Below are 26112 nucleotides of genomic sequence, written 5' to 3'. Positions count from 1 at the left end.
GAGTCACCCAGGAACGCGAAGACGACCCAGCACGCGGCCGTGGCGACGACGAGTGCGGTGAACAGCGCCCAGTAGAAGCCCCGACGGCGACGGAGCAGCCCGGCTTCCTTCACCTGTGCCAGCAGCGCGGAGTACGACGAGGTGCCACCGGTCCGTGGTCCGGCCGGGGAACCGGTCTTCCGGAAGCCGCTGGAGAGGGGTTTCGAGCTGGTCTCCCGCTGCGGGCTGGTACCGGCGTGCTGCGTGGTCATGGGTTCCCTGGTCGTCATCGGAATGGAGGAACGTTCCGGCGGCCGGGGTCTGGGGCTGCTGGTCCAACGCTAGAGCCGTCACGCTCCCGGGTGCAAGCCACAGGTCCGCGTGTCCGCCGCTCGACTACGGTTGTCCCGCCTGCTCGACGGAAGGACCGTTCCCCACATGACCGAGGTACGCGAAGCACGACTGGTCGAGACGTTCGTGACCCTCACCGACTCTCTGGTGGCGGACTACGACGTGGTCGACGTGCTGCAGACGCTGGTCGACCGGGCCGTCGAGCTGTTCGACGCCGCCGCGGGCGCCATCCACCTGCTCGACAAGCACGACGAGCTGCGGGTCGTCGCCTCGACGAGCGAGCGCAGCAGCTTCATCGGCCTGCTCCAGCTCAACGCCGGCGAGGGGCCCTGCATCACCGCCGTGACCACCGGCCGGTTGGTGACGTCGGAGAACGCCGACGACCTGCGGCAGCACTGGCCGCGGTTCGCCGAGGCGTCGCGGGCGCGTGGCTACGCGGGCGTCCACGCCATCCCGCTCCGGCTGCGGGACACCACCGTCGGGTCGCTGAACCTGTTCCGCGAGACGGAAGGGGCGCTGAACGGAGCCGATGCCCGAGCCGCCCAGGCCCTCGCCGACGTCGCGACGATCAGCCTGTTGCAGCAACGGACCCTCGAGCACGCGACCCTCACCGCGGAGCAGCTCCAGCGTGCCCTCGACAGCCGGGTCGCCATCGAGCAGGCCAAGGGGTACCTCGCACGTGCGGCCGGGGTCGACGTCGAGCAGGCGTTCGGCATGATCCGTCGCTACGCACGTGCCACCCAGCGGTCCCTGAGCCAGGTCGCCGCCGACGTGGCACGCGACGACGTCCCGCTCGCCGACCTCGTGGCCGCCGGAGCGTCCTGAGCGCCCTGAGGGTTCACACGGGCCGCCTCCGGACCCACCGTTCCTCGTCGAGCCCCGTCCCGGGGTCGGTCAGTCGCGGACCCTCCGGCACGAAGCCGTGCTTGGCGTAGAACCGGCGCGCACGGGTGTTCGCCGCGAAGACGAGCAGGTGTGCGTCCTCGTCGCCGATGGCCGCGTCGAGGAGCAGGGCGGCGACACCGGTGCCGTGCGCACCCCGGTCGACGTACAGGGTGACGAGTTGGAGCTCGGGGAGCCCGCCGGCCGGGTCCGCTCGGCGCTCGGTGCTCGCGACGCCGAGCAGGGTCCCGTCGTCGGCCCGCGCGGTGAGCACCCCGCGGGTGCGTGTCCGGATCCGCTCCGCCCAGCGCGCGGCGCGGTCGGCACCAGCCGTTCCGTCGAGGAAGGCGTCCGGCACCACCCCGCGGTACGTCTGCTCCCAGCAGCGCGCCTGGAACGCACCGATCTCGCGCGCGTCAGCCGTGGTGGCGCGCGCGATGACCGGTGCCGGACCGTGCACGGCTACTTCGTCGTCGTGAAGGTGCCCCGAGCCCGCTGGTCCGAGCCGTAGCCACGGGCGTGCACCACGTGCGTGCCCGGTGCCAGCGCCGCCACGGTCTTCGTGACCTTCAGGCGGACCTTGCCGGCTGCGTTGGCCGTCGTGCGGGTGGCCCGGCCGCCGTCGATGCTGACGGTGACCGACTCGCCGGCGCGGAAGCCCGTCGCCGAGATCGCGACCTTGGCACCCTTCCGGCTGCTCGCCGGCGTCACCGCGATCGGGGTGCTCGTCGCCTGGGCCTCGGCACACGCGTCGCCCGGGGTACCGACCGCCGGAGCGGATGCGGTCACGCGTCCGTTCACGGCGCGCACGCCGTCGTCCTCGCGGATGCGCATGGTGCCGATCGAGTCGCCGATCACCGAGCCGCCCTGGGTGTTGCTGAGCGTCATCGGGTAGTCCGCCGTCCGCGAGAACGACGGGGTGCGGTCGCCGTTCACCGACACGGCGACCGCGCGGCAGACCTCGCCCGGCTGGAACGTGACGGCCTGCATCGCCGGACGGATGCGGTTGTCCGACGCCTGGTCGAGGTCGAAGGAGACCGTCGTCGCCTGTTCGGCCGGCCGCGAGAGCACGACCGCTGCCCGGACGACCGTGCGGGTGCGCCCCTCGTCGACGAAGCGGTCGGCGATGCGGGCGGTGGGACGGTTCGTGACCACCGGGGTACCGAGGGTCGCTGCGGGCAGGAGCGAGAGGTCGCTCAGCAGCATCCCGCTGTTCTTCTGCGGGACGTCGATCGTCACCTCGCGCACCGACGCCAGGTCGATGCCGGTGAACGCGTCGAGCGGGATGCGTGCCTGCTGCAGGATCGTCTTGCGCGGCGCTGTCCGGGTACCGGGGAGCAGCTGACCGGCACGGCTGGTGTCCGACACGCGTCGGGTCGCCACGGCACCGGTGGCGTCGCGGAGGCTGATCGAGACGTCGGCGTTCGTCGTCGCCGTGTCGTCCGGGGTGAGCCGGAGCGACAGCGCCTGGAACCCGGTGAAGTCACCGGCCGTCGGGGCCACCGGGACGTGCACCTGTCCGCCGGTCGCCGCCTTGGTGGGCGTGACGTGCAGGGCCGGGGTCGCCGGCACCGAGGAGGCCAGGAACGCGGGCGTGTAGTCCGGGGCGTTCGAAGTGATCGAGACGCACGCCGGCAGCGTCTGCTTCGCGGGCAGGTTGTCGGTGCTCGCGCAGGTCTTCGCCGTCAGGGCACCGGTGGTGGTGACCGCCGGGTTCGTCGTGTCGAACAGGGCCAGGTCACGTCGGCTCGCGCCGGGCTGCGAGGCCGTCACCCGGATGTCCGCCGCGCCCAGGGCGGCGGGCTGCCGGTCGGTGCCGTCGAACATCGGCAGGAACTGCTGCTCACCGTCGAGCGTCAGGCGGAAGAACCCGCTGATCAGGCTCGTGCCGACGGCGTACTGCTGGTCGGACGACAGTCGGGTGGTGTGCTTCGCCTTCGCGCCGCAGACCGCGTCGGACTCGTCGTACCAGTCGTCCGACGACGCCTTCGCGTACTTGCCCGGGGTCCACGTCGTGTTGAAGAAGTTGTGGTTCGCGCCCATCACCAGGACCGAGGAGCGCAGCACGTCGTCCCCGAAGGCCGTGCGGGAGTCGTCGTAGAAGTGCTGGCCCTGCAGGTCGGACACGTCACCGTCGCAGTACGGCAGCACCACCGCCGTGTTCGTGTCCGGCAGGGTCATGCGCCCGAAGTCGGTCGGCGCCAGGGGCAGGACGGCACGGATGCCGAAGGGGCTGGTGCGCTGCATGTTGAGCAGGGCCGCTCGGACCACGCCGTCACCGCCGCGCGAGTGCCCCATCAGCCCGACGTGCTGCAGGTCGAGCTTGCCGGTCAGCAGCGGTGACAGGCGGGGTTCCTGCCCGGCGTCGGCGCGCTGGAGCAGGCTGAGGTGGTCGAGGACGAGCTGGCCGCGGGCCACCGCTCCGCCGTCGTCCGAGTAGCTGCCGTCGAGGGCGTTGATCGCGTTCGCGGAGATCGACACGACGACGTTGCCGTGGCTGGCGAGCGCGGTCGCCGCGGCGTTGTAGCCGAGGTAGCTCGGGATGTCCGTCTGGCCCTTCCCGCACGGCCACGCCCTGGGGTTCTCGGTGCCGCCGACGCAGGCCTCGTGGCGGCCGTGCAGGAACACGACGACGGGGCGCTTGCCCGGGGCGTCCTCCGGGACGAAGACCGCGGCACGCATCTCGCCCTTGCGGCCGAAGCCCTTGATCGTCTCGGCCTCGTTGCCCAGGTCGTAGTCGGCCCGGGTGACCGCGTACTGGCCCGCTGCAGCGGGGTCGTCGGTCAGGGGTGCCGGGGCCTCGCGCGGCGCCACCGTCTGCGGTGCGGTCGCCGACTGGCGGTTGCCCTGCAGGTCGGTCGCACCCGACCATCCGAGTTCGACGCTGCGGGCGTCGGCGACCGTGGGGTCGGTCGTGGTGACCGTCAGCTGCCGCTGGTCGAGGCTCGTCTGCGCCACGCCGATGTCCGTGCCGTCGACCAGCAGGACCGGTGCCGCTGCGCGGATCGGCAGGGGCTCGGCGAGGGTCAGGACGACGGTGTACCCGCCGTCGGTGGGCGTCACGGTCCAGTCCTCGCCCTGCGCGACGGGCGTGCCCGGGGTCGTGATCGTGGTCGTCCCCGTCGCGGCGGTGGGCCCGTCGCCCGGTGCTGCGGTCGCGGGCAGTGCCGCGATCGTGCCGGAGACGGCGAGCGCCCCGGCGATGAGTGTCGAACACGCGATCTGCAGCGCGATGGTGGAACGGCGTCTCGGCGAACGGTTCACGTCGGATCTCCCCTGGTGCGACGGGCATGCGCCACCGCACGCTCCGTCGCCAACAGTAGGGAGACAGCTGTTGGCACCGGATCGTCCTGGAGGATGACGTGACGGCTCAGTACCTGAGGGTCCTCACGGATGCGACGACCGGGTCGTCCTCGACGAGCCGGGAGGCCCGTGGCACGTCGTCGACGACGCCGTCGGTCGGCATGCCCCCGCGCGGTCGGGCACGTGGACCGTTCGCGAGTCCGGTGACGGCACGCAGACGGCCCCGCGACCAGGGTCGCGGGGCCGTCGGTGGTGCGGGTGGATCAGATGCGGCCGACGGTGCGGCGGCGACGACGCAGCAGGACCATGAGCGTGGCGCCAGCGGCGAGCAGGGCTGCGGCGATGCTCAGCGGGATGGTCGGGTCCGATCCGGTGAAGGCGAGCTGACCGGTTGGCTGGTCGGTTCCGCCGCCACCGCCGGCGCCCGCGGGGCCGGTCGGGGTGTCGGTGGGCACCACGGCCGGAGCGGTCGGGCTGGGTGTCGCGGTGGGCACCGGTGCCGGGGCACGGACCGTGATGGTGACCGTCTGGGTGTCGTCCGGGCTGGTCCCGTTGGACGCGGTGATCGTCACGGTCGAGGTACCCGGGGTGGTCGGGGTACCCGAGATGACGCCCGTGGTGCTGTTGATCGTCAGGCCGTCGGGCAGGCCCGTGGCGGTGAAGGTCGGGTTCGGGGTGCCGGTCGCGGTGACGGTGGACGAGTAGGGCACGTCCACGGTGCCGTCGGACGGGGTGCCCGAGGTGATGGTCGGCGACTCGGACGGGGTGCCCGGGGCGGGGCAACCGTTCGAGGCGGTGATCGTGTTGGTGTCGAGGGTCACCGCGCCGGTGCGGGCCAGCAGTCGGCCCTGCACGGTCGCGCCGGTGGTGGCGGTCACGGACCGCTGTGCCAGGACGGTGCCCTGGAACTGCGCGCCGGTGCCGACGGTGGCCGAGCTGCCGACCTGCCAGAAGACGTTGCACGAGCTGGCGCCACCGGTGATCGTGATCCGGCTGGCGGACCCGATGGTCAGGGTCGACGCGGCCTGGAACACCCACACGGAGTCCGCGCTGCCGGCCAGGGTCAGTGCGCCGTTGTTCGCCAGGGCGAGCGCGCCACCGGAGTACACACCCGGCGAGAGCGAGAGACCGTTCAGCTCGGTCAGACCGGTCTGGGTCGGGGAGAGCGACGCGGCGACGTTGTAGGCGGTGGTGGTGTCGCGCTGGGCCTGTGCGGCTGCGGCGTCGGTCTGGTGCGTGGTGCCGTTGACGACGCCGTTCGGTGCACCGCCGAAGCCGGTGATCGACGTGCCCGGCGACAGGCCGAGGTCGCCGTTGACCACGGAGGGGCCGGTGTTCGTGACCGCACTGGCGCCGAGGACGCCGTAGGTCGATGCTGTGCCGAGGTTGACGGGACCGTCGATGACCGTGGCGGCTGATGCTCCGCCGCCGGTGCCGAGGGTGATCAACGCTGCGACGGCCGCGGCCGAGACGACGAGGAGGGAGCCCCGTCGGCGGTGGAGAGCGTGCATGGCCGTCTCTTCCTGCTGGGAGAGGCGGGGTGACGTCGGCGACGAGCGCGCATTCTCGGAGACTCGAAGTATGCGCTTCTCCACAGCCAGGACCTAGGAATGTCTGCACATCCGGTCGAAGCCTGACAATCGGCCCGGATCCCAGCCGGATCGGGGGACGCGAGCGCATGATCACCACAGGTTGACCGGTCGCTCGCACCAGCGGCGGCCGGGTAGGGAGTTCGGGTCTCCCGTCAGCCGGTGCGGCGCCTGTCCTCGGGTTGGGCAGGTCGCCCACCCCCCGTGCCACACGGCGAAGGGCCCCGCGATCGAGATCGCGGGGCCCTCGCTGGTGCCGGGTGTTACTTGACGACGACCGTGATGGTCGGGCTGGTGCTCGTGGTGAGCTCCGAGGTCCCGGCGAAGACGGCGTGCAGGTTGTGCGCGCCCTTCTTCAGCGGGAGCTTCGACGTGACCACGCCGTCCTGCACCGTGACGGTGGCGAGGCGCTTCGAGCCCTGGTAGATCCGTGCGGTGCCGTCGACGCTGAAGCCGGTGGCCTTCACCTGGACGGTCGCCTTGCCACCGCTGTACTTGACGGCGGTGCGCGACGGGGCCTTCTCGACGGAGACCGTCATGGCCTTCGCGGTCTTCGAGTTCGTTCCCGAGTAGACCGGGTCCGCGTTGACGAACGAGGCCGTCACCGAGTGCTTCCCGATGGCGAGCGTGCTCGGCAGCGTCATGCTGGCCGCGCCGTCCTTGACCGGGGCGGTGCCGAGGACCTTGCTGCCGTCCTTGAACGTCACCGTGCCCTGCTGGGTGCCGATGCCACCGGCGATGGTCGCGGTGACCGTGGCCGGCTTCGCGGTGCGGTAGGTCTGCTCGGCGGCCGACGCGGAGAGCGTGGTGGTCGTCGTCGGCAGCGTGGCGTGCAGGTCGAACCTGTCGACCGTCGAACCGATCGCGGCCGGGTCGGCGGTGGCCGTCGGCTGGAGGGTCACGCCGCAGCTGTCGACCTTGCCGTGCTGCACCGCCGAGTTGCGGGTGGTGCAGTCGCTGGCGCGGATGTTCTCGACGGCGAGCTTGTCGTCGGTGACCGAGACCTTCACGAAGGTGCGGACGTGTTCCTGGTTCTCGACCGAGTTGGCGAAGTGACGCTGACCGGTGGGGTCGAGCGGGTCCGCGCCGTAGCCGCCCTGGGTGGCGTCCGGGGTGGTGAGGTCGTAGTACTTCGAGCCGGAGGCCGAGTTCGCCGTCATGTAGATGACACCGCCGGGGCCGGAGAAGACCTCGGGAGCAGCGGGCTGCTCGTTGACGTTGGCCTTCTTGCCGTTCTTGATCGCGTAGCTGCGCGAGTAGGAGTGGTCGTGGCCCTGCAGGACGAGGTCGACGCCCATGTCCGAGAACGAACGCGTGAAGTCGAACCGGCGCTGCTGGTTGTCACGGTCGTTCGCGTGGTCGGCCGGCGAGTAGATCGAGTGGTGGTAGACCAGCGTGGTCCACTTCGCGTCGTCGCCGTAGCGGTTGATGACGTCGCGCACGTAGTTCACGTGGGCAGCGTCCGAACCGGCCGCGTAGGCGTTCGAGTTGATGTCGATGAACAGGACGCCCTTGTACATGTACCAGTAGTCGCCACCCGAGTTCGCGGTCGTGTTGCCGCCCGGGTAGAAGTCCGGCACCTTGAGGGAGTTCGGCACCTGGTTGTGCTGCTCGTAGGCCTTGCCGCCGACGTCGTGGTTGCCGATGGTCGAGGCCCACGGGTAGCGCTTCAGCACGTCGCTGCTGTCCGCGAACGCGCCCCACTCGTACTCGTTGTTGGCGTGCTCGACCTGGTCGCCACCGGAGACCAGGAGCTCGGCGTCCGGCTCGGTCGACGTGGCGTACTCGAGCGTGTCCGCCCAGCCGGCGCCGTCGTCGTCGGTGAAGCCGGACGAACCGATCTGCGGGTCACCGAAGAACAGGAAGTCGAAGTCGCCGGAGAAGCTCTTCGTGGTGAAGGTGTACGACGCGGACCAGGCCGAGCCGTCCGCCGCACCGACGTGGTACGTGTACGAGGTGTTCGGCTCGAGGTCCGAGATCGCCGCGTGGGCGTTGATGTAGCCCGACTGGGCGGCGATGCCCGCGATGCCCTTGGTGTTCGAGTCGGTCGCGCTCGTGTCGGCGGCGGTGTTCACGGCCTCCGAGGCGTCGATCGTCTTCTTGGCGTCGGTGAAGACCCCGTCCGTCATGGACGCGGTCTTCTGGATCTCGACGGACTGCGCGACGTTCGTGGGGAAGTACCACGAGGCGATGCGCTGGCTCTCGGTCGCGCCGACGCCGAGCAGGATGTGGATCGGGCCACCGGTGGAGATGTTGGTGGTGGGGGTGTTCGTCGCCGCGGTGGCGGCGTTCGTGCCGACCATCGAGGCACCGGCGATGAGCGCGGCCCCGAGGACGGCTCCGCAGACGCGGAGGGTGGTGGTTCTGCGCCGGGTAGTGGCGCCGGACAGGAGACTCATGTGGGTCCGTTTCTCAGACGTGGGATGGTGCAGCACGGAAGACTCTGCACGCCCTGCAAAACGTCTTGGTAAACGCTGAGTGACGGTTCATCGTTGTTCAGGAACGGACGTCGAACGCCCCCGGGACGACGGGCCCGGTCAGCCCGCGGCCAGCCGTTCGACGAACCAGATCATCCCCATCACGAAGACCCCGGCGGTCACCGCGCCCGTCACCCAGAGCGACACCCGGTGCGCCTTCCGCCGCAGCAGCGAGAGCGGCGGGAACACGATGACGATGATCGCGAGCTGCACGGCCTCGATGCCGACGTTGAAGACGAGGAGCGAGACGAGCAGCTGCCACGAGAACGCCTCGTGGATGCCCAGGGCACCGGCGAACCCGAGCCCGTGGATGAGTCCGAAGGCGAAGACGACGGCCAGCCGGGTCCAGCCGGCGCGGTCGAGCGAGAAGTGTCCGTGTTCGCCGACCACCAGTTCGTCGGCCCGCGACCGGCGTCGCCAGAGCCGCCACAGGTACCAGCCGGCGACCGCGGCGATCGACAGGGCGATGAGCGGCTCGACGACGATCGCGGGTGGGCTGACCACACCGAGCGCGGCGAGGATGAACGTGATCGAGTGCGCGATCGTGAACGCGGACGCCGTGTAGACGACCTCGCGCAGGCGACGCGACCCGGCGATGAGCGCGACGAGGAACAGGATGTGGTCGATGCCGGTCAGCAGGTGTTCGGCGCCCAGGCGGAAGAACTCCCAGAAGCGCTCCCCCGCCGACTGTTCGGTGGAGAACGTGCGCTGCGAGGCGTCGAGGGTGGCCGATCCCGCGCGGTCGTCGACGTCGTACGTGACGATCGTCTTGGTGTCGCGGACGAAGGACTCGTCGTCGGGGAACAGCGTCGACGACACCACGTGTCCCGACTGCGTCTCGGACGCCTCCGGGCAGGTGAAGTCGGCGGTGACGTGGGCGTACGGCACCTCGTCCCGCAGGTCGACCGTGACCGTGGGGTCGAGGGTGCCCGTGCAGGCCCGCCCACCGGCTCCGGTCACCGTGAACCGGTCGAACACGTACTCCCCGATCGCGTCGGTGTGCGCCTCGGCGGCCGTCACCATCCCCGGGAAGTCCCCGTCGTCCCAGGCGCGCTGCCCTTGCTCGTGCAGCGCGTCGTCGTGCTCGCTCGTGGCCACCGAGACGAGCATCAGGTCGTACTCGAGCCCGAGCTCCGCCCGCACGACCGTCGGCTTCGTGGACGTCACGTCGGCGTACACGACCGAGCTGAAGCCGTGCGCCGACGCCGGTGCGGCTCCCCCGAGCACGCTGATCACGACCACCCCGAGCAGCACGAGCGCGGCGGCGACCCGTGCGGCCAGCGCAGTCAGCGCGGTCGGGGAAGACGAGTGGACGGGGCGGGCGCGCAGGAGCGCGGCGGTGGTTCCGGAGGGCACGCGCAGACGATCCGGCTCACAGACGACCGGAAGGTGAACAACCGGTGACCAGCAACGGGACGGGTGTTGGACAGGTCCCCCGACCGGCCCGGAGCGGCCGTCGGGCGTGCTTGCATGGTGCCGTGATCCGCCCAGCCACCCGGACGACCTCCCTGTTGACCGCCGTCGCCCTCGCCGCGGCCGGCGCCACCCTGCTGGCCGGCTGCTCCCGGGCGTCGGACGGCACCACCGGCGGCACCGGCACCGGCACCGGCCCCGGCCCGACGGCGAACGCCTCGGCGCACGCGTCCGCCGGCCTCCTGGGCACCGGGTTCTCCGATCCGGACCAGCCCCCGGCACCCGAGGCCACCATCCACCCCGAGCCGGGTTCGTGGTCCGGCGTGCACGCTCCCGCGGGCTACGACGTCGTGCTGCTCTCCGACGCGGGGGACGCCGCGGACGCCCCGACCCGGACCCTGCTCGACGCCGTCGACTCGTGGGCGTCGGACGAGGACGTCACCGTCACCCCGGTCTCGGCGAAGGACGCCGACGACCGGATCGCCGCGGTCCTGCGCGCCGTCGACGCCGAGCCCGACCTCGTCATCACCGTCGGCAACCACATGGTCGACCCGCTCGCGGCCGTCTCACCGACCGCGCTCCACCAGCAGTTCCTGGTCGTCGGTGCCGAGATCGCGGAGCCGACGTCGAACGTCACGGCGGCGGACTGGACGGGCGGCGGGTTCCGTGGCGAGGGCCTCGGTCCGTCGAGCCACTACGACCCCGGCACCTTCACCGAGGACCGTGCCGCTCGCGGACTGCGCGCCGGCCTCGCCGCGGTGCTGCACGACCTGCGCGGCATCGTCGTCTGGGTGCCCTGACCCGGCCTTCCCCCGCTACGCGGTCTCCGGCTCCAGCACCCGGGCCCGCACCTGCGCCGCTGCCCCGAGGGCCACGGCATCAGCCCCGAGCGTCGACTGTGCGAGCCGGATCGTCGCTCCGCTGACGGGCGGTTCCGCGTCGATCGCCGCCGAGATGGCGGGCTGGAGCAGGTCCCACGACCGTGCGATGCCGCCGCCGATCAGGACGGTGGTGACGTCGAGGATCCCCGCGGTCAGCAGCGCGGCACGGGCGAGACCCCATCCCGCGGTGGCGAAGACGGCGGCCGCGTCGGCGTCGCCGCCGCGCGCTGCGACGGCGACGTCCCGTGCCGAGAGCGTGCGCCCGGAGCGCTCGGCGTAGCGGTCGGCGATGCCGCGGGCGCCCGCGATGGTCTCCAGGTGCCCGGTCTGCCCGCAGGTGCAGCGGGCGTCGCCGAACCCGGGGACGTGGCCGATCTCGCCGGCGGCGCCGCGCGGGCCGGCGAAGAGCCGTCCGTCGAGCACGAGGGCGCCGCCGACCCCGGTGCCGAGGGTCATGCCGAGCACGTCGGACTCCCCCACCACCGCGCCGGTCGCGATCTCGCCGAGCAGGAACGCGTTCACGTCGTTGTCCAGGGTCGCGGGCACGCCGAGCGCGTCGGTGACGGCCCGCGTCACGCCGTACCCGGCCCAGCCGGTGAACGAGTTGCCGGTGACCAGCACGGTCCCCGTGGCCCGGTCGACGACACCGGCCGCGCCCACCCCGACACCCGCAAGGGAGGCCCGGTGCGTCTCGAGCAGACCCGTCACCGCCCCGAGGGCGGCCGTCACGATCGCTGCCCCGCCCGCGTGGGCGGGCGTCGGCAGGTCGACCCGGTCGATGACCTCGAGGTCGTGCGTGGTCAGGACGACCTTGGTGTTCGTCCCGCCGATGTCGACCCCGGCCAGGACCCGGCTCACGCGGTCACCGCCGCGAGCGAGGCGAGGCGCGCGGCCCGGCGCTGTCGTTGCAGCACGGGGTCGGGCACCGGCACCGCGGCGAGCAGGCGTCGGGTGTAGTCGGTGGTGGGGTGCAGGAGCGTGGTGCCGGTGGTGCCCTGCTCCTCGACGACGCCCTGGCGCATCACCACGACACGCTCGGCGAAGTGCTGCACGACGGCCAGGTCGTGCGAGACGAACAGGCACGCGAACCCGAGGTCGTCCTGCAGCTCGCCGAGCACCTCGAGCACGGTCTCCTGCACGCTGACGTCGAGCGCCGAGGTCGGTTCGTCGGCGACGAGCAGCCGCGGCTCGAGCACCAGCGCCCGGGCGAGCGAGACCCGCTGGCGCTGCCCACCGGAGAGCTCACGCGGGGCCCGGGATGCCAGGGTCCGCGGCAGCCGGACGGCGTCGAGCACCTCGTCGATGCGGCGACGCCGGTCGGCCGAGGACATCCCGCGACGGTGCACGGCCAGGGGCTCCGCGATGCACTCGGCCACGGACATCCGGGCGTCGAGGGACGCCACCGGGTCCTGCAGCACCACGCCGATGCCGGACCGGAGGGCACGGCGGTCGCGCCCCTTGGCCGTCCGCAGGTCCTGCCCGAACAGCGACACCGTGCCGGACGTCGGCTTGATCAGACCGAGCGCCACCCGGGCCGCGGTCGACTTGCCCGAACCGGACTCGCCGACCAGACCGACGGTCTCACCGGCGTGCACCGTGATGTCGATGCCGGCGAGCGCGTGGACGGCGCGCGCCCCGCGCCCGAACGTCACCGAGACGTCCCGCAGGTCGACCACCGGGGCCGCACCGGGCCTCCCGTCCGCCGCACCCGACGCACCCAGCTCGGAAGACGCCGGCGTCTCCGCGTCACGCCCCCGGATCTGGAGGCGTCTCGCCGACTCGGCGGCGTCGGATGCCGACGCCGGTGTCTCGAGCCGCGGCACCGCGGCGAGGAGCCGCTTGGTGTACTCGTGCTCCGGGCGGAGCAGGACGTCCTCGACCCCGCCGGTCTCGACGATCTCGCCCTGGAGCATGACCGCGACCCGGTCGGCGAAGTCCGCCACGACGCCCATGTTGTGCGTGACCAGCAGCACGCCGGTGCCGGTCTCGACGGCGAGCGCGCGCAGGAGCTCGAGGATCTCGGCCTGGACGGTCACGTCGAGCGCGGTGGTCGGCTCGTCCGCGATGAGCAGCTTCGGTGCGTTCGCGATCGCCATCGCGATGACCACGCGCTGGCGCTGCCCACCGGACAGCTGGAACGGGAACGACCGGGTGCGCGACTCGGGGTCGGGGATGCCGACGCGGCGGAGCAGGTCGACGGCCTCGGCCGCGGCGGCGGACGCGGAGACGTCACGGTGGTTCCGGATCACCTCGGCGATCTGGGCGCCGACGCGGGTGAGCGGGTCGAGGGCGGTCGCGGGCTCCTGGAAGACCATCGACACCGTCGAGCCGCGCAGTGCCCGGAGTTCGGGCTCGGCTGCCCCGACGACCTCGTGCCCGGCGACGACGGCGCTGCCCGATGCCGTCGCGTTCCCGGAGAGCAAGCCCATCGCCGCGAGGGCGACCGTCGACTTGCCGGAGCCGGACTCGCCGACCAGGGCGAGGGTCTCGCCGGGGGCGACCGACAGGGACACCCCCCGCACGGCGTCGACGGTGCCGGACTCGGTGCTGAAGGAGACGCCGAGGTCGGTCGTCCGCAGGATCGGTTCGTTGGTCATCAGCGGCCCCGCACGTCGAAGGCGTCCCGCAGTCCGTCGCCCACCGCGTTGAACGCGCAGACGACCAGGATCACGGCCAGACCCGGCGGCACGATGAGCCACCAGTGTCCGGAGTACGCGGCGGTGAGTCCCGCCGAGAGCATGCCGCCCCAGTCCGTCGCGGGCGGCTGCACGCCGAGCCCGAGGTACGAGACGTAGGCGACCAGCAGGATCGCGTCGGCGACCTGGAACGTCGCCGCGACGACGATCGTCGACACCGAGTTCGGCAGCAGGTGCTTGCCGATCGCGCGGGCGTGCGAGCCGCCGATCGCGCGCAGGGTCAGGACGTAGTCGCGGTTCTTGAGCGTCAGGGTCTCGGCGCGGATCAGGCGGGACGGCACGAGCCACGACACCAGACCGAGGATGACGATGAGGCCGCCGACGCCGGGGTTCGTGATCGCCGAGATGACGAGCAGGATGAACAGCGCCGGGATCGCGATGCCGGCGTCGACGACGCGCATCATCAGGGCGTCGACCCAGCCGCCGACGTACCCGGCGACGGAGCCCCACAGGGTGCCGACGACGGTGGCCAGGACCCCGGCGGCGATGCCGACCATCAGGGAGACCTTGCCGCCGTACATCAGGCGGCCGAGGACGTCGTGGCCGACGGCGTCGGTGCCGAGCCAGTGCGCGGCGCTCGGGCCCTGGTTGGCCTGCTCGAGCATCGTGTGCGTCTGGTCGGTCGGGTACAGGAACGGGCCGACGAAGCAGAACAGCACGATGACGACGATCAGGGCGAGGCCGATCACGGCGAGGGTGTTGCTCCGGAACCGGCGGGCGGCGAGCCGGAACCCGGTGGCCGCGACGGTGACGGGGGCGCCCGGGGCTTCGGGGGCCATCTGGACGGCGGTCATGCGCGGCTCGCCTTCACTCGGGGATCGATCAGGGACTGCGCGACGTCGGCGAGCAGGGTGCCGATGACGGTCGCGATGGAGATGACGAGCACGCAGCCGAGCAGCGTCGGGTAGTCGGAGGACTGCGCGGCGTTCCAGAACAGCAGCCCCATGCCGGGGTAGTTGAACAGCTGCTCGGTCACCAGGGCGCCGCCGAACAGCACCGGCAGGTAGTACCCGAGCATCGCCACGACCGGGGTGAGCGAGTTGCGGAAGACGTGCCGCCGCAGGATCGTCGCGGTCGAGGCGCCGCCGGCACGGGCGGTGCGGACGTAGTCCTCCTGCAGGTTCTCGAGCGTCGAGGCGCGCATGTACCGACTGAACACCGCGATCATCGCCAGGGCTCCGGTCACCACGGGCAGCACGAGTCCGGCCGGGTCCTGGAACACCTCGGCCAGGGTGTTGCCGCTCGGTGCCTGGGACGGCAGCCACGGCAGCTGCTGGCTGAACACGATGATCAGGACGAGGCCGAGGAAGAACGCCGGCGTCGAGTAGAAGACGAACGCCAGGGCGGTGGCGGCGTAGTCGACCGCACCGTTGCGGCGGGCCGCCTGGAGCATGCCGACCGGGATCGCGACGACGAGTCCGAGCACCGCGGAGATGCCGGTGAGCACGAGGGTCTTCGGCAGGCGCTCGGCGATGAGCTGCGAGACCGGCTCGTTGAGCGTGTACGAGGTGCCGAGGTCGCCGGTGAGCAGACGACCGAGGAACCGCAGGTACTGGACGGGCAGCGGCTGGTCGAGCCCCTGCGCTTGGTTGAACTGGGCGATCTGCGTGGGCGTCGCGGAGACGCCGAGCACGCCGCGGGCGGGGCCGCCGGGCAGCGCGTGCAACAGGCAGAACACCACGACGGTGACGATGAGGATCACCGCGAGCGCCTGCAGGACGCGCCTGGTGAGGTAGAGAGCTGTGGTCATGCGGGTTCCGATGGTCGGTTCTTGCGTGAGCCGGGGCGGAGGCGCGGTGCGGGTCGTGCCCGCACCGCGCCTCCTGGCCGTGGTCGCGTCAGCGACCTACTTGGTCCACTTCCACTGGGCCGGGTGGAAGTTGGCGAGCGAGTCCTGGTCGAACCCGGACAGGCCCTTCTTGACGACCGAGATCTGGTAGTCGGGGCTCGGCAGCCAGATCACCGGCAGGTCCTTCGCGACCGCGGCGCTGTAGTCCTGCACGGCGGTGGCGTCGGTCGAGGTGGTGGTCGCGTCGATCAGGTCGTCGACCTGCTTGTTCGAGTAGCTGCCGAAGTTCGCCGAACCGCCGGTCTGGAAGAGCGACTCACCGGTCGGGTAGGCCGGGAAGTACCAGCTGCCCGCGGTGCCGAAGAACGACAGGTCCCAGTCGCAGCTGGCCTCGTCCGAGGTGCAGGTGGGGGTCTGCGACAGCACGCTCGACACCGGCGCGGTCTTGATGGTGAAGTCGATGCCGGTCTTCGCGAGCGAGGACTGGATCGCGCTCATCATGTTGTCGGTCACGGTCGAACCGGACTGCGACAGCACCTGCATCGAGAACTTCGTGCCTTGCTTGACACCCTCGCCGCACTGGCTGGCCGAGGTGCCCGGGTCGGTGCAGACCATCGTGCCGCCCTGCTCCTCCCAGCCGTGGCTGGTGAGCAGGTCCTTGGCCTTCGAGGTGCTGAACGGGTACGGGTTCGACTTCTGCACGTCGGAGACGTAGTCGGACTCCTGCGCCTGCGGGACGGGACCGTAGGTCGAGGTCGCGGTGCCGTTGAAGACGACCTTCGACAGCGACTTCTGGTCGATCGACATCTGGACGGCCTGCCGGGCGTACAGCTGCTTGAAGACGGCGCCCATGGTCGGGTTGTTGAAGTTGTACGGCATGTACGTGATGGCCCAGCCGGTCCAGGGCTCCACGGAGTAGCCCTTCGCCGTGAAGGAGGACTCCTGGTCCATGTCGGTGGCGTTGATGTAGCCGTAGTCGACCTCGCCCGAGCGGACCGCGTTCACCTCGGCGTCGGCCGTGGTGAAGGGGAGCAGGTTGACCGTGGTGATGGCGGGCTTCTGACCGCCGTCGTACTTCTTGTTGGCGACGAGGGTGACGTTGCCGGCCGTGGTGAAGGTCTTGACGCCGTAGGGGCCCGAGATCGTCTTCCACAGGGGGTCGCTGGCGTAGTCGCTGATCTTGCCGGCGGCGGTGTTCAGGTACTTCCAGACCTGCTTCGCGCCGGCGGGGGTCTCGTCGGCGTCGGTGACCTTCGCGCTCGCGCTGGTCTTGTCCCAGGCGTGCTGCGGCAGCGGGATGATGTTGCTCAGCTGGTTGGCGAGCATCCAGTCCGAGTTGTACGCCTTGTCGAACGTGATGGTGAAGTGCGTGTCGTCGACGGCCTTGAACGAGGTCCAGTTGTCCGGCGCCTTGCCCTTGGAGTACCCGCCCCACTGCGCCTTGTTGGCCTTGATCAGGTTGAACCAGAACTCGACGTCGCGGCTCGTGATCGCCTCGCCGTCGGACCAGTGCCGGTCGCCGAGCGTCATCGTGACGCTCTTGCCGTCGTCGGCGAACTTCGCGTCGGTGGCGACGGAGCCGGCCTTGTTCCACGCGATCTTGCCGGTGGAGCCGTCGTACGCGACGAGCGGTTCGTACAGCGACTGGGCGATGGAGCCGTTGTTCGTGTTGAGGTGCGCGGCGGTGCCGATCGGCAGGATCCAGTTCGGCGTGAAGTTGGCGGGGAGCGCGTAGTCGATCTCGTCGGTCGATCCCGGCGAGGCGTTGCCGCCTCCGGAACAGCCGGCGAGCAGCGCGCTCACGGCGATCGCAGCTCCGGTGAGGAGCGCCCAGCGACGGGGCTTGGACATGCGGTGTCTCCTTGTGCGAGGGACTTCGGGGAGTGGAGCACGAGGTGCCGAGCGGCACGAGGACAGTCAAGGACCAAAGCCATTGGAAAAACAAACATCTCGATGTAAAAACTGCGTTACTGCGGAACGGTGGAAAGGGTGGACCGCTCGATCCGCCCCGTAGGCTCGCCGAAGAACCGGGCATCCACCCGTGTCGTGTTCCCGTTCCGCCGGCAGCCGCCGGTGTTCCGTCCGGATTGGAGAAAGTCGTGGCCGATCTCAGCGCCCGCGTCCTCGAGCTCGTCGCTTCGGGGCAGGCCGCCAGCCGGACCGAGATCGCGAAGGTGCTCGGGGCCGCCCCGTCGACCGTCTCGCACGTCGTCGGCCAACTCCTGGAACACGGGATCCTCGCCGAGGAGGGCACCGACGTCTCCACCGGCGGCCGCCCCCGCAAGGTGCTCCGCATCGGCGGCGTCGACGAGTACGCGGTCGCCGCGGACGTCGGCGGCGGGCACGCGCGCATCGGCGTGGTGCTGCCGGGAGGCGCGCTCGAGTCGGTCGCGAACGTCCCGTTCGCGCTCTCCGACGGTCCGACCGCCGGGCTCCAGCGGCTGGCCGCGTTGCTCGAGCGGCTCGCCGACGACCGTGGTCGCGAAGGGCTGCGGGGCGTCGGGCTCAGCCTGCCCGGGCCCGTCGACGTCGTCGCCGGCGTCGTCGACCTGCCGAGCCGGATGCCGGGGTGGAACGGGTTCCCCGTGGCCGCCTGGCTGAGCGAGCGGTTCGGGCTGCCGGCGATCGTCGACAACGACGCGAACTGCATGGCGGCGGGCGAGCAGACCGTGCAGGACCCGGCTCGACGCCAGACCATCACGATCAAGGCGGGCTCGGCGATCGGCGCGGGCATCGTCATCGACGGCCGGCTCTACCGCGGGTCGACCGGCGCGGCCGGGGACATCACGCACGTGCGGATCGACGCCGCCGGGGACACCCCGTGCTCGTGCGGCAACACCGGGTGCCTCGAGACGGTGGCGTCCGGCGCCGCCCTGGTCCGCATCCTGTCGAACGCCGGGGTCGACGTCGCCTCGACCGCCGACGTCGTGCGGCTCGCCTCGGACGCGCACCCCGAGGCGACCCGCGCCGTGCGGATGGCGGGCAAGTACCTGGGCGAGGTGCTCGCCGCCAACGTGAACTTCTTCAACCCGGACGCCGTCTACCTCGGCGGCATCCTGTCGACCCTCGACCCCTTCATCGCCGCCGTGCGGAGCCAGCTCTACGAGAGCTGCCACCCGCTGATGACCCAGCACCTGGCGATCGAGCCGGTGTCGCTCGGCGCCGACGCCGGCCTCGTCGGCGCCGGGCAGTTCGCCCTGCAGCGGGGCCTCGCCGCCTCGCTCGAGGAGCTCTCCGCGCCCATCCCCCAGTCCACCACCAGGAACAGGAGCGTCCGTGTCTGAGACCGGTCCCGTCACCCCCGCCGTCCCCGCCTCCCCCGCCAGCGCCGGTCGCCCGGTCATCGCCATCGCCGGCCTGGCCATCGAGACCTCGACGTTCACCCCGACCCGGACCCACGCCCCCGCGTTCCACCCGGACCGCGGCGACGAGGCCGTCACCCGCTACCCGTTCCTGGCGACCATGGCCGACCGTGCGGACTTCCGCGGTGCGCTCATCGGGCACGCACTGCCCGGCGGGATCGTCGACCGGGCGTCGTACGACGCGCTGGCCGACGAGATCGTCGAGCGGCTGGGTGCGATGGGGCCGGTCGACGGCCTCTGGTACGACATCCACGGCGCGATGGTGGTCGAGGGGCTCGACGACGCCGAGACGGACCTGCTCGGTCGCATCCGCCAGGTCGTCGGCCCCGACGTCATCGTGTCCGCGTCGATGGACCTGCACGGCAACGTCACGCGCGAGCTCGCCCACCAGGTCGACCTCGTCACCTGCTACCGGATGGCCCCGCACGAGGACACCCTCGAGACGAAGGAGCGCGCCGTCCGGAACCTCGTCGACGTGCTGACCGAACGGCCCGTCGGTGCGCAGCGCCCCGTGAAGGCCTGGATCCCGATCCCCGTCCTGCTGCCCGGCGAGCAGACCTCGACCCGGCTCGAGCCGGCGAAGTCCCTGTACGCGCAGGTCCCGCTCGTCGAGCAGACCGAGGGGGTGCTCGACGCCGCGATCTGGGTCGGGTACGCCTGGGCCGACCAGCCCCGCGACCAGGCCGTGACCGTCGTCACCGGGTGGGACGAGGCAGCCGTCGCCGCCGGCGCCGAGCGGCTCGCAGCGGCGTTCTGGGATGCCCGCGAGGACTTCGTCTTCGTCGCACCCACCGGCACGTTCGAGGAGTGCCTCGACGCCGCGCTCGCCCCTGGCGCCGCGAAGCCGTACTTCGTCTCGGACTCGGGCGACAACCCCACGGCGGGCGGCTCCGGGGACATGACGTGGGGGCTGACGCAGGTGCTCGCCCGTCCGGAGTTCCAGGACCCGTCGGGCCCCACCGTCATCTACGCGAGCGTGCCCGGCGCGGCCGCCGTCGCCGCCGCGGTGGAAGCCGGCGTCGGTGCGACGATCACCGTGACCGCCGGTGCGACGGTCGACCACGTGCACGCGGGTCCGATCACGATGACCGGTCGGGTGCACGCGATCAAGCAGGGCGACCGGGACGCCGAGACCGAGGTCGTGCTGCAGGTCGGCAGCGTGTTCGCGATCCTGACGAAGCTGCGGAAGCCGTACCACCACGAGCACGACTTCACCGACCTCGACCTGGCGCCGCGGCAGGCGGACGTCGTCATCGTGAAGATCGGGTACCTCGAGCCGGAGCTGTTCGACATGTCCGCCGACTGGATGCTCGCGCTCACCCCGGGCGGCGTCGACCAGGACCTGCTGCGCCTCGGGCACCACAGGATCGAGCGCCCGATGTTCCCCTACGATCGAGTGTTCCCGACGGCACCGGACCTCCGCGCCCGCATCGTCCCCGCCTCCAACGAACCGCTCGGAGCCCCTGCATGAGCACCACCGCCGCACTCGAGATCGCCGTCACCTCACCGGCCGGCGCGATCACCGCGCGGGACGGCGGCGCCGACCGCGTCGAACTCTGCGTCGGTCTCGAGCTCGGCGGGCTCACCCCGTCCCAGGCCCTGGTCGAGACGACCCACGAGACCGGGATCCCGGCGCACGCGCTGGTCCGCTGCCGCCCGGGCGGGTTCGTGCACTCCCCCGACGAGGTCGAGCTCATGGTGCGCGAGGTCCGCACGGTCCTGCGCTCCGGGGCCGCCGGCGTCGTGGTCGGAGCCCTGCGCCCCGACCGGACCCTGGACGAGGACGCCCTCCGCCGCTTCGTGGACGCCGCCCGCTCGGTCAGCACCACCGCCGAGATCACCCTGCACCGGGCGATCGACCACGCGATCGACCCCGTTGCCGCCGCCGGATCGCTCGCCGCGCTCGGGTTCACCCGCGTCCTGACCTCGGGCGCCGCCCCCACCGCGGTCGCCGGTGCCGAGACGATCGCGCGCATGGTCGTGGCAGCCGGGCCCGTGCAGGTGATGGCCGGCGCCGGCGTCACCCCCGCCGACGTCCGTGCGCTGCTCGCCACCGGAGCCGCCGCGGTGCACCTGTCGGCCAAGCGCCCAGCCGCCGGCAGCACGCACGCCGGGGTGCCGATGGGCGCCGGCGACGACGGTTCCGCGCACTTCGTCACCGACGCCGAAGTCGTCACCGCCGCACGGCGCGCGCTCGACGCCTGACCCGTTCTGGGCCCGCAAGACACCGGTGTTCGCCGGTTGCACACCCGCAGACCGCGGTTCGAACGACGAACACCGGTGTTCAGCGGCCCCTGACCGCCTGAGCCCGCGTCACCCCCGGCGACCGGACCGCGCGGCGAACGCGTCGAGCGCCGAGAGCACTTCGTCGTTGCGGTACAGGACGCCGTGCCGGTACTCGTTCTTCGACAGCAGGATGCCGGCGTCGACGAGCTTCTGGAGGTGCGGGTACACGTTCCTCGTCACGACACCCATCTCGGCGGCGAGCACCGTCGCGTTCAACACGGGCTGCCGTGCGACCACGTCGAGCGCGTCCCAGACGCCGGAGTCTCGTCGAGCCTCGATCCGGTCCTGCCAGCTCCTCCGGATCCGTCGGATGTCCTCGACGAGCTCCGTCGCGTTCCCGATCGCGGCGAACGCGGCTTCGGCCACCCGCCGGATGATCGGCTCGACGTCGCCACGGCGGTACGCCGTCAGCGCATCGACGTAGCCCGCAGTGTCGATCAGGAGGCCTGCCGAGACCGGGACCGTCACGTTGCGCGTCAACTCGTTCGACCGCAGCATGGCCTGCAACAGTGCACGCCCGGTGCGACCGTTGCCGTCGGTGAACGGGTGGATGGTCTCGAACTGCGCGTGGGCCACGGCGACCTGCGCCAGCCGGGGCAGGTCCAGTCGCCGCGCGAAGGCCATGACGTCGTCGACCAGTCCCGGAACCCGTTCCCATGCCGGGGCGACGAAGTCGGCTCCGACCGGGCTGCGACCGTCGGTGCCGATCCACACGGGTTCACGCCGGAACGCTCCAGCATCGTGATGGGGGTCGTGTTCGAGCAGGACCTCGTGCATCGCGAGCACGGTGTCGGAAGTCAATTGATCGGACAGTTCGATCGCGGTCCGCATCGCGCGCGTGTTCGAGACGATCGCGGTGGCGTTGCGCTTGCCGGGGGCACCGATCTCAGCGGCGAACACCTGCCGAGCGCTCGCCGTGAGGTGCTCGATCTGCGACGATGCTGCTGCTTCCGAGCGCAGCAGGAGCGAGGCGAACGAAGCCACCTCACCACCGAGTTCACTGTCGAACCGCACGAGCGCGGTCGAGGCTTCGTCAACGAGGGTCGCCACGTCGTCGCTCAGCTCGATCGGGAGTCCCGCGATCGCGGGCGGAACCGCTGCAGCGTACGATTCCCGAACCGTGCCGCGTCGAGCCGCCCGCGGACCGTAGTCGGCGTCGCGGCGCTCCCAGTCGAGTTCCTCGTACTGCAGCGCGGGCCACGTGGTCACGATCACTCCCTGAAACCAGACTCGGTCCGTCAGATTTTCTGACATAAGCCATCATCTCAGAAAATCTGGTGCCCGTATTCTGAGATCGACACCGTCACCTGCTCCGGCGTCCGCAAGACACCGGTGTTCGCGCGCTGAACACGCGCAGACAGCGGTTCGACAGGCGAACACCGGTGTTTTGCGGAATCGCCCCCACGGGCAGGGTCAGGTCAGCGCGACGATGCGGTCGGCTGCGGCGATCACCGCCGGGTCGTGGGCCGCGTGCACGACCACGACACCGGCTGCGGCCTCGTCGGCGAGCGCCGCCACCACGAGCGCCGCCGACTCAGCATCGACCCCGGCGGTCGGTTCGTCGACCAGCAGCACCCCCGCCCGCTGCGCCAGCCCGAGCGCGACGAGCGTCCGCTGCCGCTGCCCGCCGGAGAGCTCCTCGACCGGCCGGTCGGCAAGGTCCGTGATCGCCATCCGCTCGAGCTGCGCGTCGACGACCGCTCGGTCAGCGCGTCCGAGCGGCCGCCACCACGCGCGGTGCCGCCACCGCCCCATCGTGACGGCCGCGCGGACGGTGAGCGGGAGCGTGGTCGGCGGCACGGACTGGGTCACGTAGGCGACACCGTCGGACGGGAGGCCCGTCACCCGCCCGGCGGTCGGCCGCACGACGTCCGCGACCACGTCGAGCAGCGTCGACTTGCCGGATCCGTTCGGCCCGGTGAGCGCGGTGACGACCCCGGCGGGGAAGACCGCGTCCACACCGTCGAGGACGGTCCGGTCGCCGAGGACGGCCGTCACCCGGTCCAGGTGGACGGCAGATCGGGGATCGGCGGGGTCGGTCGGCTCGGTCGCAGGCACCTGAGCACGCTATCAGTATCGATACTCGTTTTCATGTAGCGTCTCGGACCGTGACCTGGCTGACCGATCCGTTCTCCGTCGACTTCATGGTGCGCGCCCTGGTCGGCGGCTCCCTGGCGGCGGTCCTGTGCGCCGTCGTCGGCACGTGGGTGCTGGTGCGCGGCATGGCGTTCCTGGGCGAGGCGCTCTCGCACGGCATGCTGCCCGGCGTCGCGATCGCCACCCTGACCGGGGTCCCGCCGGTGCTCGGCGCCGCGGTGAGCGCGGGCGTCATGGTGCTCGGTGTCGGAGCGCTGCGTCGTCGCGCCCGACTGTCGTACGACACCTCGATCGGCCTGCTCTTCGTCGGGATGCTCGCACTCGGCGTGATCATCGTGTCGTCGTCGCGGTCGTTCGCCACCGACGTCACCGCGATCCTGTTCGGGGACGTCCTCGCCGTCACCCGGGCGGACGTCGGCGGCCTCGCGATCGCCGCGGCCGTCGCCCTGGCCGTCGCCGTGGCGTTCCACCGGCCGTTCACCGCGCTGGCGTTCGACACCCGCAAGGCCACGACGCTCGGCCTGCACCCGCGCCTGGCCGAGGTCGTGCTCATCGGGCTCGTCACCCTGGCGGTCGTCGCCTCGTACCGGGCGGTCGGCACCCTGCTCGTCGTGGGCCTGCTGCTCGCGCCCGCCGCCGCTGCCCGCGCGTGGACCCGGCACGTGGCCTCGACGATGCTCCTCGGCGCCGGCATCGGTGCGGCCGCCGTGCTCGTCGGACTCCTCGTCTCCTGGCACGCCGGCACCGCCGCCGGCGCGAGCATCGCCGCGGTCGCCGTCGGCGGCGTCGTGGTCTCGCGCGCCCTGGCCGCCGTCGTCCTGCGGCGCACCCCGATCCCGACACCGGCGCGCGCGGCCGCGCCGGCAGCACCACGATCCGCCGTACCGTCTCGAGAGGGAGCATGAAGCACTCGACCACCAACCGCGCCCCCGCGCGCATCCTGTCCACCATCGGCCTCGCCACCGGCCTGGCCCTCACCGTCACCGCCTGTTCCACGGGCGCCCCGTCGGCCGATGGCTCGACCGGCACCGCCCGTCCCCACGGCTACGTGGCGGGCGCGAGCGAGTCCCAGGAACCCCAGGTGCGCCTCCTGGCCGTGTCGGCATCCGGCGCGACCGCGCTGCACGACCTGCTCACCGAGGAGACCACCGAGCTCGACACCGTGGACGCACCGGAGCACTCGGCGACCGACGGCCGTTTCCTCGTGACGAGCGACGCCGACCGCACGACGATCGTCGACGGCGGGTCCTGGACCGTCGACCACGGCGACCACACGCACTACTACGCCGCCGAGCCGCGGGTGGTGGGCACGATCGACGGCGGCGGCCGGGTCGCGGTGCACTCGTCCGAGACCATGACGACGATCACCTGGCCGGACCGAGCCGAGGCGGTCGTGCTCGACCGCGAGGCACTGGGACAGGGCGAGGTCGACGAGACCGCACGGATCGACGCGCGCGTCCTGCTGCCGATGGGCGAGCATCTCGTGGCGGCCGACGGCGACCGGGTCCGCGTGCTCGACGCCGACGGCGAGGCGACGAACGCCACCGACACCGACACCCAGGCCTGCACCGACCCCGCCGGCGGGATCGTCACCCGCGCCGGCGCAGTCGTGGGCTGTGCCGACGGGGCGGTCGTGGTGGACGACGCCGGCGAGACGTCGTTCGTCGACCTGCCCGACGGTGCCGAGCGGCCGACGGCCTTCGCCGCACGTGCCGGCCGACCCACCGTCGCCGGGCTGGCGGGCACCACCGGGTTCTGGCTGCTCGACGCGCGACAGGGTTCCTGGCGCCTCGTGCCGACCGAGCGGCCCCTGCGCGCCGTGGTCGCGGTGGACGACGAGGACGAGCACGTGGTCGGCGTCGACGACTCCGGCCGGGTGGTGGTCGTGACCGCCTCGACGGGGAAGGTCGCCACGACGAAGGCACTGGTCGACGCCAGCCCCGACGACGACGCCCCGCTGCTGCAGCTCGATGCCCAGCGCGCCTACCTGGCCGACCCCGCGGACGGCACCGTGCACGAGATCGACTTCGCAGACGGGGCCCGGGTCGCCCGCACGATCGAGCTCCCCGTCGCCCCAGTCGCCTTCGCCGAGGCCGGACTGTGACGCGCACCAGGGCCCTGACCGCGGGCCTCGTCGCCGCAGCGCTCGCCCTCGTCGCCACGGGGTGCACCACCGTCGGCTCCGACCGCCCCCTCGTCGCGGTGACGACGAACATCCTCGGCGACGTCGTCAGCGAAGTGGTCGGGGACCGGGCCGACGTCATGGTCCTCATGCCGCCGGGCGCCGACCCGCACTCGTTCGAGGTCTCCGCGCAGCAGGCCGCACGGCTCCGGAGCGCCGACCTGGTGGTCGAGAACGGGCTCGGGCTCGAAGAAGGGGTCGCCCGGCACGTCAGGGCGGCGGCCGAGGACGGCGTGCCGGTCTCCACCGCCGGGGACGCGTTCGACCCGCTCGAGTGGACCACCGAGGACGACAGCGGCCCCGACCCGCACTTCTGGACCGACCCGGCCCGGATGGTCGACGTCGTCGAGGCCCTCGACCAGGACCTCCGCGACGCCGGGATCGAACCGGCCGGCACGGACGCCTACCTGGACGAGCTCCGCGACCTGGACGACACGATGACGACCGCGTTCCGCACCGTGCCCGAGGAACGCCGGGCGCTCGTCACGAACCACCACGTGTTCGGGTACCTGGCCGACCACTACGGCTTCCGGGTCGTCGGGGCGGTGATCCCGAGCGGGACGACCCTGGCCTCCCCGAGCGCCGCCGACCTGCGCGACCTGGCCGACGCCATCGACGAAGCGGGCGTCCGGACGATCTTCGCCGACGCCTCGCAACCCGCACGGCTGGCCGAGGTGCTCGCGGAAGAGGTCGACCTGCACGTCGAGATCCGCCCGCTCGCGACGGAGTCCCTCACCGAGGACGGCGACGCCTCCACCTACCTCGGCATGATGCGCTCGAACACCGAGGCCATCGTCGACGGCCTGTCGACTGGTAAATGAGAAT

The 26112-nt window shown here is 71.8% G+C and carries 20 protein-coding genes and 1 pseudogene; 8 read left to right on the top strand and 13 right to left on the bottom strand.

Features of this window, described 5'->3' with window-relative positions:
- Positions 1 to 251, bottom strand: a pseudogene (locus BIU95_RS11785) (acyl-CoA desaturase); the annotation flags it as partial.
- A 166-nt stretch (positions 252 to 417) separates the two neighbouring features.
- Here BIU95_RS11785 and BIU95_RS11780 point away from each other — a divergent pair.
- A complete protein-coding gene (locus tag BIU95_RS11780) occupies positions 418 to 1155 on the top strand; it encodes a GAF and ANTAR domain-containing protein (protein ID WP_017887582.1) in 738 nt (245 codons plus the stop codon).
- A 13-nt stretch (positions 1156 to 1168) separates the two neighbouring features.
- On the opposite strand, the gene BIU95_RS18290 is transcribed toward BIU95_RS11780, so the two are convergent.
- The 5 genes from BIU95_RS18290 to BIU95_RS11755 all read right to left on the bottom strand — a co-directional run bounded on the left by BIU95_RS18290 (position 1169) and on the right by BIU95_RS11755 (position 9937).
- Complete coding sequence (locus tag BIU95_RS18290) at positions 1169 to 1672, bottom strand: GNAT family N-acetyltransferase (RefSeq protein WP_017887583.1); 504 nt, start codon at positions 1670 to 1672, stop codon at positions 1169 to 1171.
- Positions 1673 to 1674: 2 nt separating this feature from the next.
- Entirely contained in the window at positions 1675 to 4476 is a 2802-nt protein-coding gene (locus BIU95_RS18285) for a hypothetical protein (RefSeq protein WP_071251745.1), read from the bottom strand.
- Positions 4477 to 4778: 302 nt separating this feature from the next.
- The gene (locus BIU95_RS11765) at positions 4779 to 6026 is read right to left on the bottom strand and encodes an ice-binding family protein (protein WP_056073284.1); all 1248 of its coding nucleotides are present in this window, start codon (positions 6024 to 6026) and stop codon (positions 4779 to 4781) included.
- Between the two features lie 341 nt (positions 6027 to 6367).
- Positions 6368 to 8503 carry an Ig-like domain repeat protein gene (locus tag BIU95_RS11760; RefSeq protein ID WP_071251744.1) on the bottom strand — a complete coding sequence of 712 codons (2136 nt, stop codon included), beginning with the start codon at positions 8501 to 8503 and terminating at the stop codon, positions 6368 to 6370.
- Between the two features lie 138 nt (positions 8504 to 8641).
- On the bottom strand, positions 8642 to 9937 hold the full coding sequence (locus BIU95_RS11755; RefSeq protein ID WP_175470764.1) for a HupE/UreJ family protein: 1296 nt from the start codon (positions 9935 to 9937) through the stop codon (positions 8642 to 8644).
- Positions 9938 to 10059: 122 nt separating this feature from the next.
- Between BIU95_RS11755 and BIU95_RS18720 the strand changes: the two genes are divergently transcribed.
- A complete protein-coding gene (locus BIU95_RS18720) occupies positions 10060 to 10794 on the top strand; it encodes a hypothetical protein (protein WP_071251743.1) in 735 nt (244 codons plus the stop codon).
- 15 nt (positions 10795 to 10809) lie between these two features.
- On the opposite strand, the gene BIU95_RS11745 is transcribed toward BIU95_RS18720, so the two are convergent.
- The 5 genes from BIU95_RS11745 to BIU95_RS11725 form a co-directional block, all read right to left on the bottom strand.
- The gene (locus BIU95_RS11745; RefSeq protein WP_071251742.1) at positions 10810 to 11733 is read right to left on the bottom strand and encodes an ROK family protein; all 924 of its coding nucleotides are present in this window, start codon (positions 11731 to 11733) and stop codon (positions 10810 to 10812) included.
- Positions 11730 to 13472: an ABC transporter ATP-binding protein gene (locus tag BIU95_RS11740; protein WP_017887590.1), complete on the bottom strand. Its 1743-nt coding sequence runs from the start codon at positions 13470 to 13472 to the stop codon at positions 11730 to 11732. Before BIU95_RS11740 ends, BIU95_RS11745 begins: the two co-directional genes overlap by 4 nt.
- Positions 13472 to 14365: an ABC transporter permease gene (locus BIU95_RS11735; protein WP_017887591.1), complete on the bottom strand. Its 894-nt coding sequence runs from the start codon at positions 14363 to 14365 to the stop codon at positions 13472 to 13474. Before BIU95_RS11735 ends, BIU95_RS11740 begins: the two co-directional genes overlap by 1 nt.
- Positions 14362 to 15321: an ABC transporter permease gene (locus BIU95_RS11730; protein WP_017887592.1), complete on the bottom strand. Its 960-nt coding sequence runs from the start codon at positions 15319 to 15321 to the stop codon at positions 14362 to 14364. Before BIU95_RS11730 ends, BIU95_RS11735 begins: the two co-directional genes overlap by 4 nt.
- A gap of 96 nt (positions 15322 to 15417) precedes the next feature.
- Complete coding sequence (locus BIU95_RS11725; protein ID WP_017887593.1) at positions 15418 to 17211, bottom strand: peptide ABC transporter substrate-binding protein; 1794 nt, start codon at positions 17209 to 17211, stop codon at positions 15418 to 15420.
- A gap of 248 nt (positions 17212 to 17459) precedes the next feature.
- Here BIU95_RS11725 and BIU95_RS11720 point away from each other — a divergent pair, with 248 nt between their 5' ends.
- The 3 genes from BIU95_RS11720 to BIU95_RS11710 are packed head-to-tail and all read left to right on the top strand — an operon-like array spanning position 17460 to position 20927.
- Positions 17460 to 18644, top strand: a complete 1185-nt coding sequence (locus BIU95_RS11720) for an ROK family protein (protein ID WP_017887594.1) — start codon at positions 17460 to 17462, stop codon at positions 18642 to 18644.
- On the top strand, positions 18637 to 20193 hold the full coding sequence (locus BIU95_RS11715; protein WP_071251741.1) for a M81 family metallopeptidase: 1557 nt from the start codon (positions 18637 to 18639) through the stop codon (positions 20191 to 20193). Before BIU95_RS11720 ends, BIU95_RS11715 begins: the two co-directional genes overlap by 8 nt.
- The gene (locus tag BIU95_RS11710; protein ID WP_071251740.1) at positions 20190 to 20927 is read left to right on the top strand and encodes a copper homeostasis protein CutC; all 738 of its coding nucleotides are present in this window, start codon (positions 20190 to 20192) and stop codon (positions 20925 to 20927) included. The genes BIU95_RS11715 and BIU95_RS11710 overlap by 4 nt, the downstream gene beginning before the upstream one ends.
- Positions 20928 to 21035: 108 nt before the next feature.
- Here BIU95_RS11710 and BIU95_RS11705 read toward each other — a convergent pair whose 3' ends face one another.
- Both BIU95_RS11705 and BIU95_RS11700 read right to left on the bottom strand, forming a co-directional pair.
- On the bottom strand, positions 21036 to 22217 hold the full coding sequence (locus BIU95_RS11705) for a Fic family protein (RefSeq protein WP_254783352.1): 1182 nt from the start codon (positions 22215 to 22217) through the stop codon (positions 21036 to 21038).
- Positions 22218 to 22421: 204 nt separating this feature from the next.
- Positions 22422 to 23066: an ATP-binding cassette domain-containing protein gene (locus BIU95_RS11700; protein WP_254783351.1), complete on the bottom strand. Its 645-nt coding sequence runs from the start codon at positions 23064 to 23066 to the stop codon at positions 22422 to 22424.
- 50 nt (positions 23067 to 23116) lie between these two features.
- Here BIU95_RS11700 and aztB point away from each other — a divergent pair, with 50 nt between their 5' ends.
- Genes aztB through BIU95_RS11685 form a run of 3 tightly spaced genes read left to right on the top strand, consistent with a single transcriptional unit; the run spans position 23117 to position 26108 of the window.
- Positions 23117 to 24010 (top strand): zinc ABC transporter permease AztB, encoded by an 894-nt coding sequence (aztB, locus tag BIU95_RS11695; protein WP_071251738.1) that lies wholly within the window; start codon positions 23117 to 23119, stop codon positions 24008 to 24010.
- Positions 24007 to 25209, top strand: a complete 1203-nt coding sequence (locus tag BIU95_RS11690) for a hypothetical protein (RefSeq protein ID WP_071251737.1) — start codon at positions 24007 to 24009, stop codon at positions 25207 to 25209. The genes aztB and BIU95_RS11690 overlap by 4 nt, the downstream gene beginning before the upstream one ends.
- Positions 25206 to 26108: a metal ABC transporter substrate-binding protein gene (locus BIU95_RS11685; RefSeq protein WP_254783350.1), complete on the top strand. Its 903-nt coding sequence runs from the start codon at positions 25206 to 25208 to the stop codon at positions 26106 to 26108. Before BIU95_RS11690 ends, BIU95_RS11685 begins: the two co-directional genes overlap by 4 nt.
- The last annotated feature ends 4 nt before the right edge of the window (positions 26109 to 26112 follow it).

This window comes from Curtobacterium sp. MCBA15_007, assembly GCF_001864905.1.
In the GTDB taxonomy this organism is placed as follows: Bacteria; Actinomycetota; Actinomycetes; order Actinomycetales; family Microbacteriaceae; genus Curtobacterium; species Curtobacterium poinsettiae.
This window is presented reverse-complemented; position numbering and strand designations above follow the sequence as displayed.

Coding starts and splice junctions, on each gene's coding strand:
- BIU95_RS11690 (WP_071251737.1), top strand. CDS start 24,007: ATGAAGCACTCGACCACCAACCGCGCCCCCGCGCGCATCCTGTCCACC.
- BIU95_RS11730 (WP_017887592.1), bottom strand. CDS start 15,321: ATGACCACAGCTCTCTACCTCACCAGGCGCGTCCTGCAGGCGCTCGCG.
- BIU95_RS11725 (WP_017887593.1), bottom strand. CDS start 17,211: ATGTCCAAGCCCCGTCGCTGGGCGCTCCTCACCGGAGCTGCGATCGCC.
- BIU95_RS11765 (WP_056073284.1), bottom strand. CDS start 6,026: ATGCACGCTCTCCACCGCCGACGGGGCTCCCTCCTCGTCGTCTCGGCC.
- BIU95_RS11780 (WP_017887582.1), top strand. CDS start 418: ATGACCGAGGTACGCGAAGCACGACTGGTCGAGACGTTCGTGACCCTC.
- BIU95_RS11735 (WP_017887591.1), bottom strand. CDS start 14,365: ATGACCGCCGTCCAGATGGCCCCCGAAGCCCCGGGCGCCCCCGTCACC.
- BIU95_RS11740 (WP_017887590.1), bottom strand. CDS start 13,472: ATGACCAACGAACCGATCCTGCGGACGACCGACCTCGGCGTCTCCTTC.
- BIU95_RS11710 (WP_071251740.1), top strand. CDS start 20,190: ATGAGCACCACCGCCGCACTCGAGATCGCCGTCACCTCACCGGCCGGC.
- BIU95_RS11760 (WP_071251744.1), bottom strand. CDS start 8,503: ATGAGTCTCCTGTCCGGCGCCACTACCCGGCGCAGAACCACCACCCTC.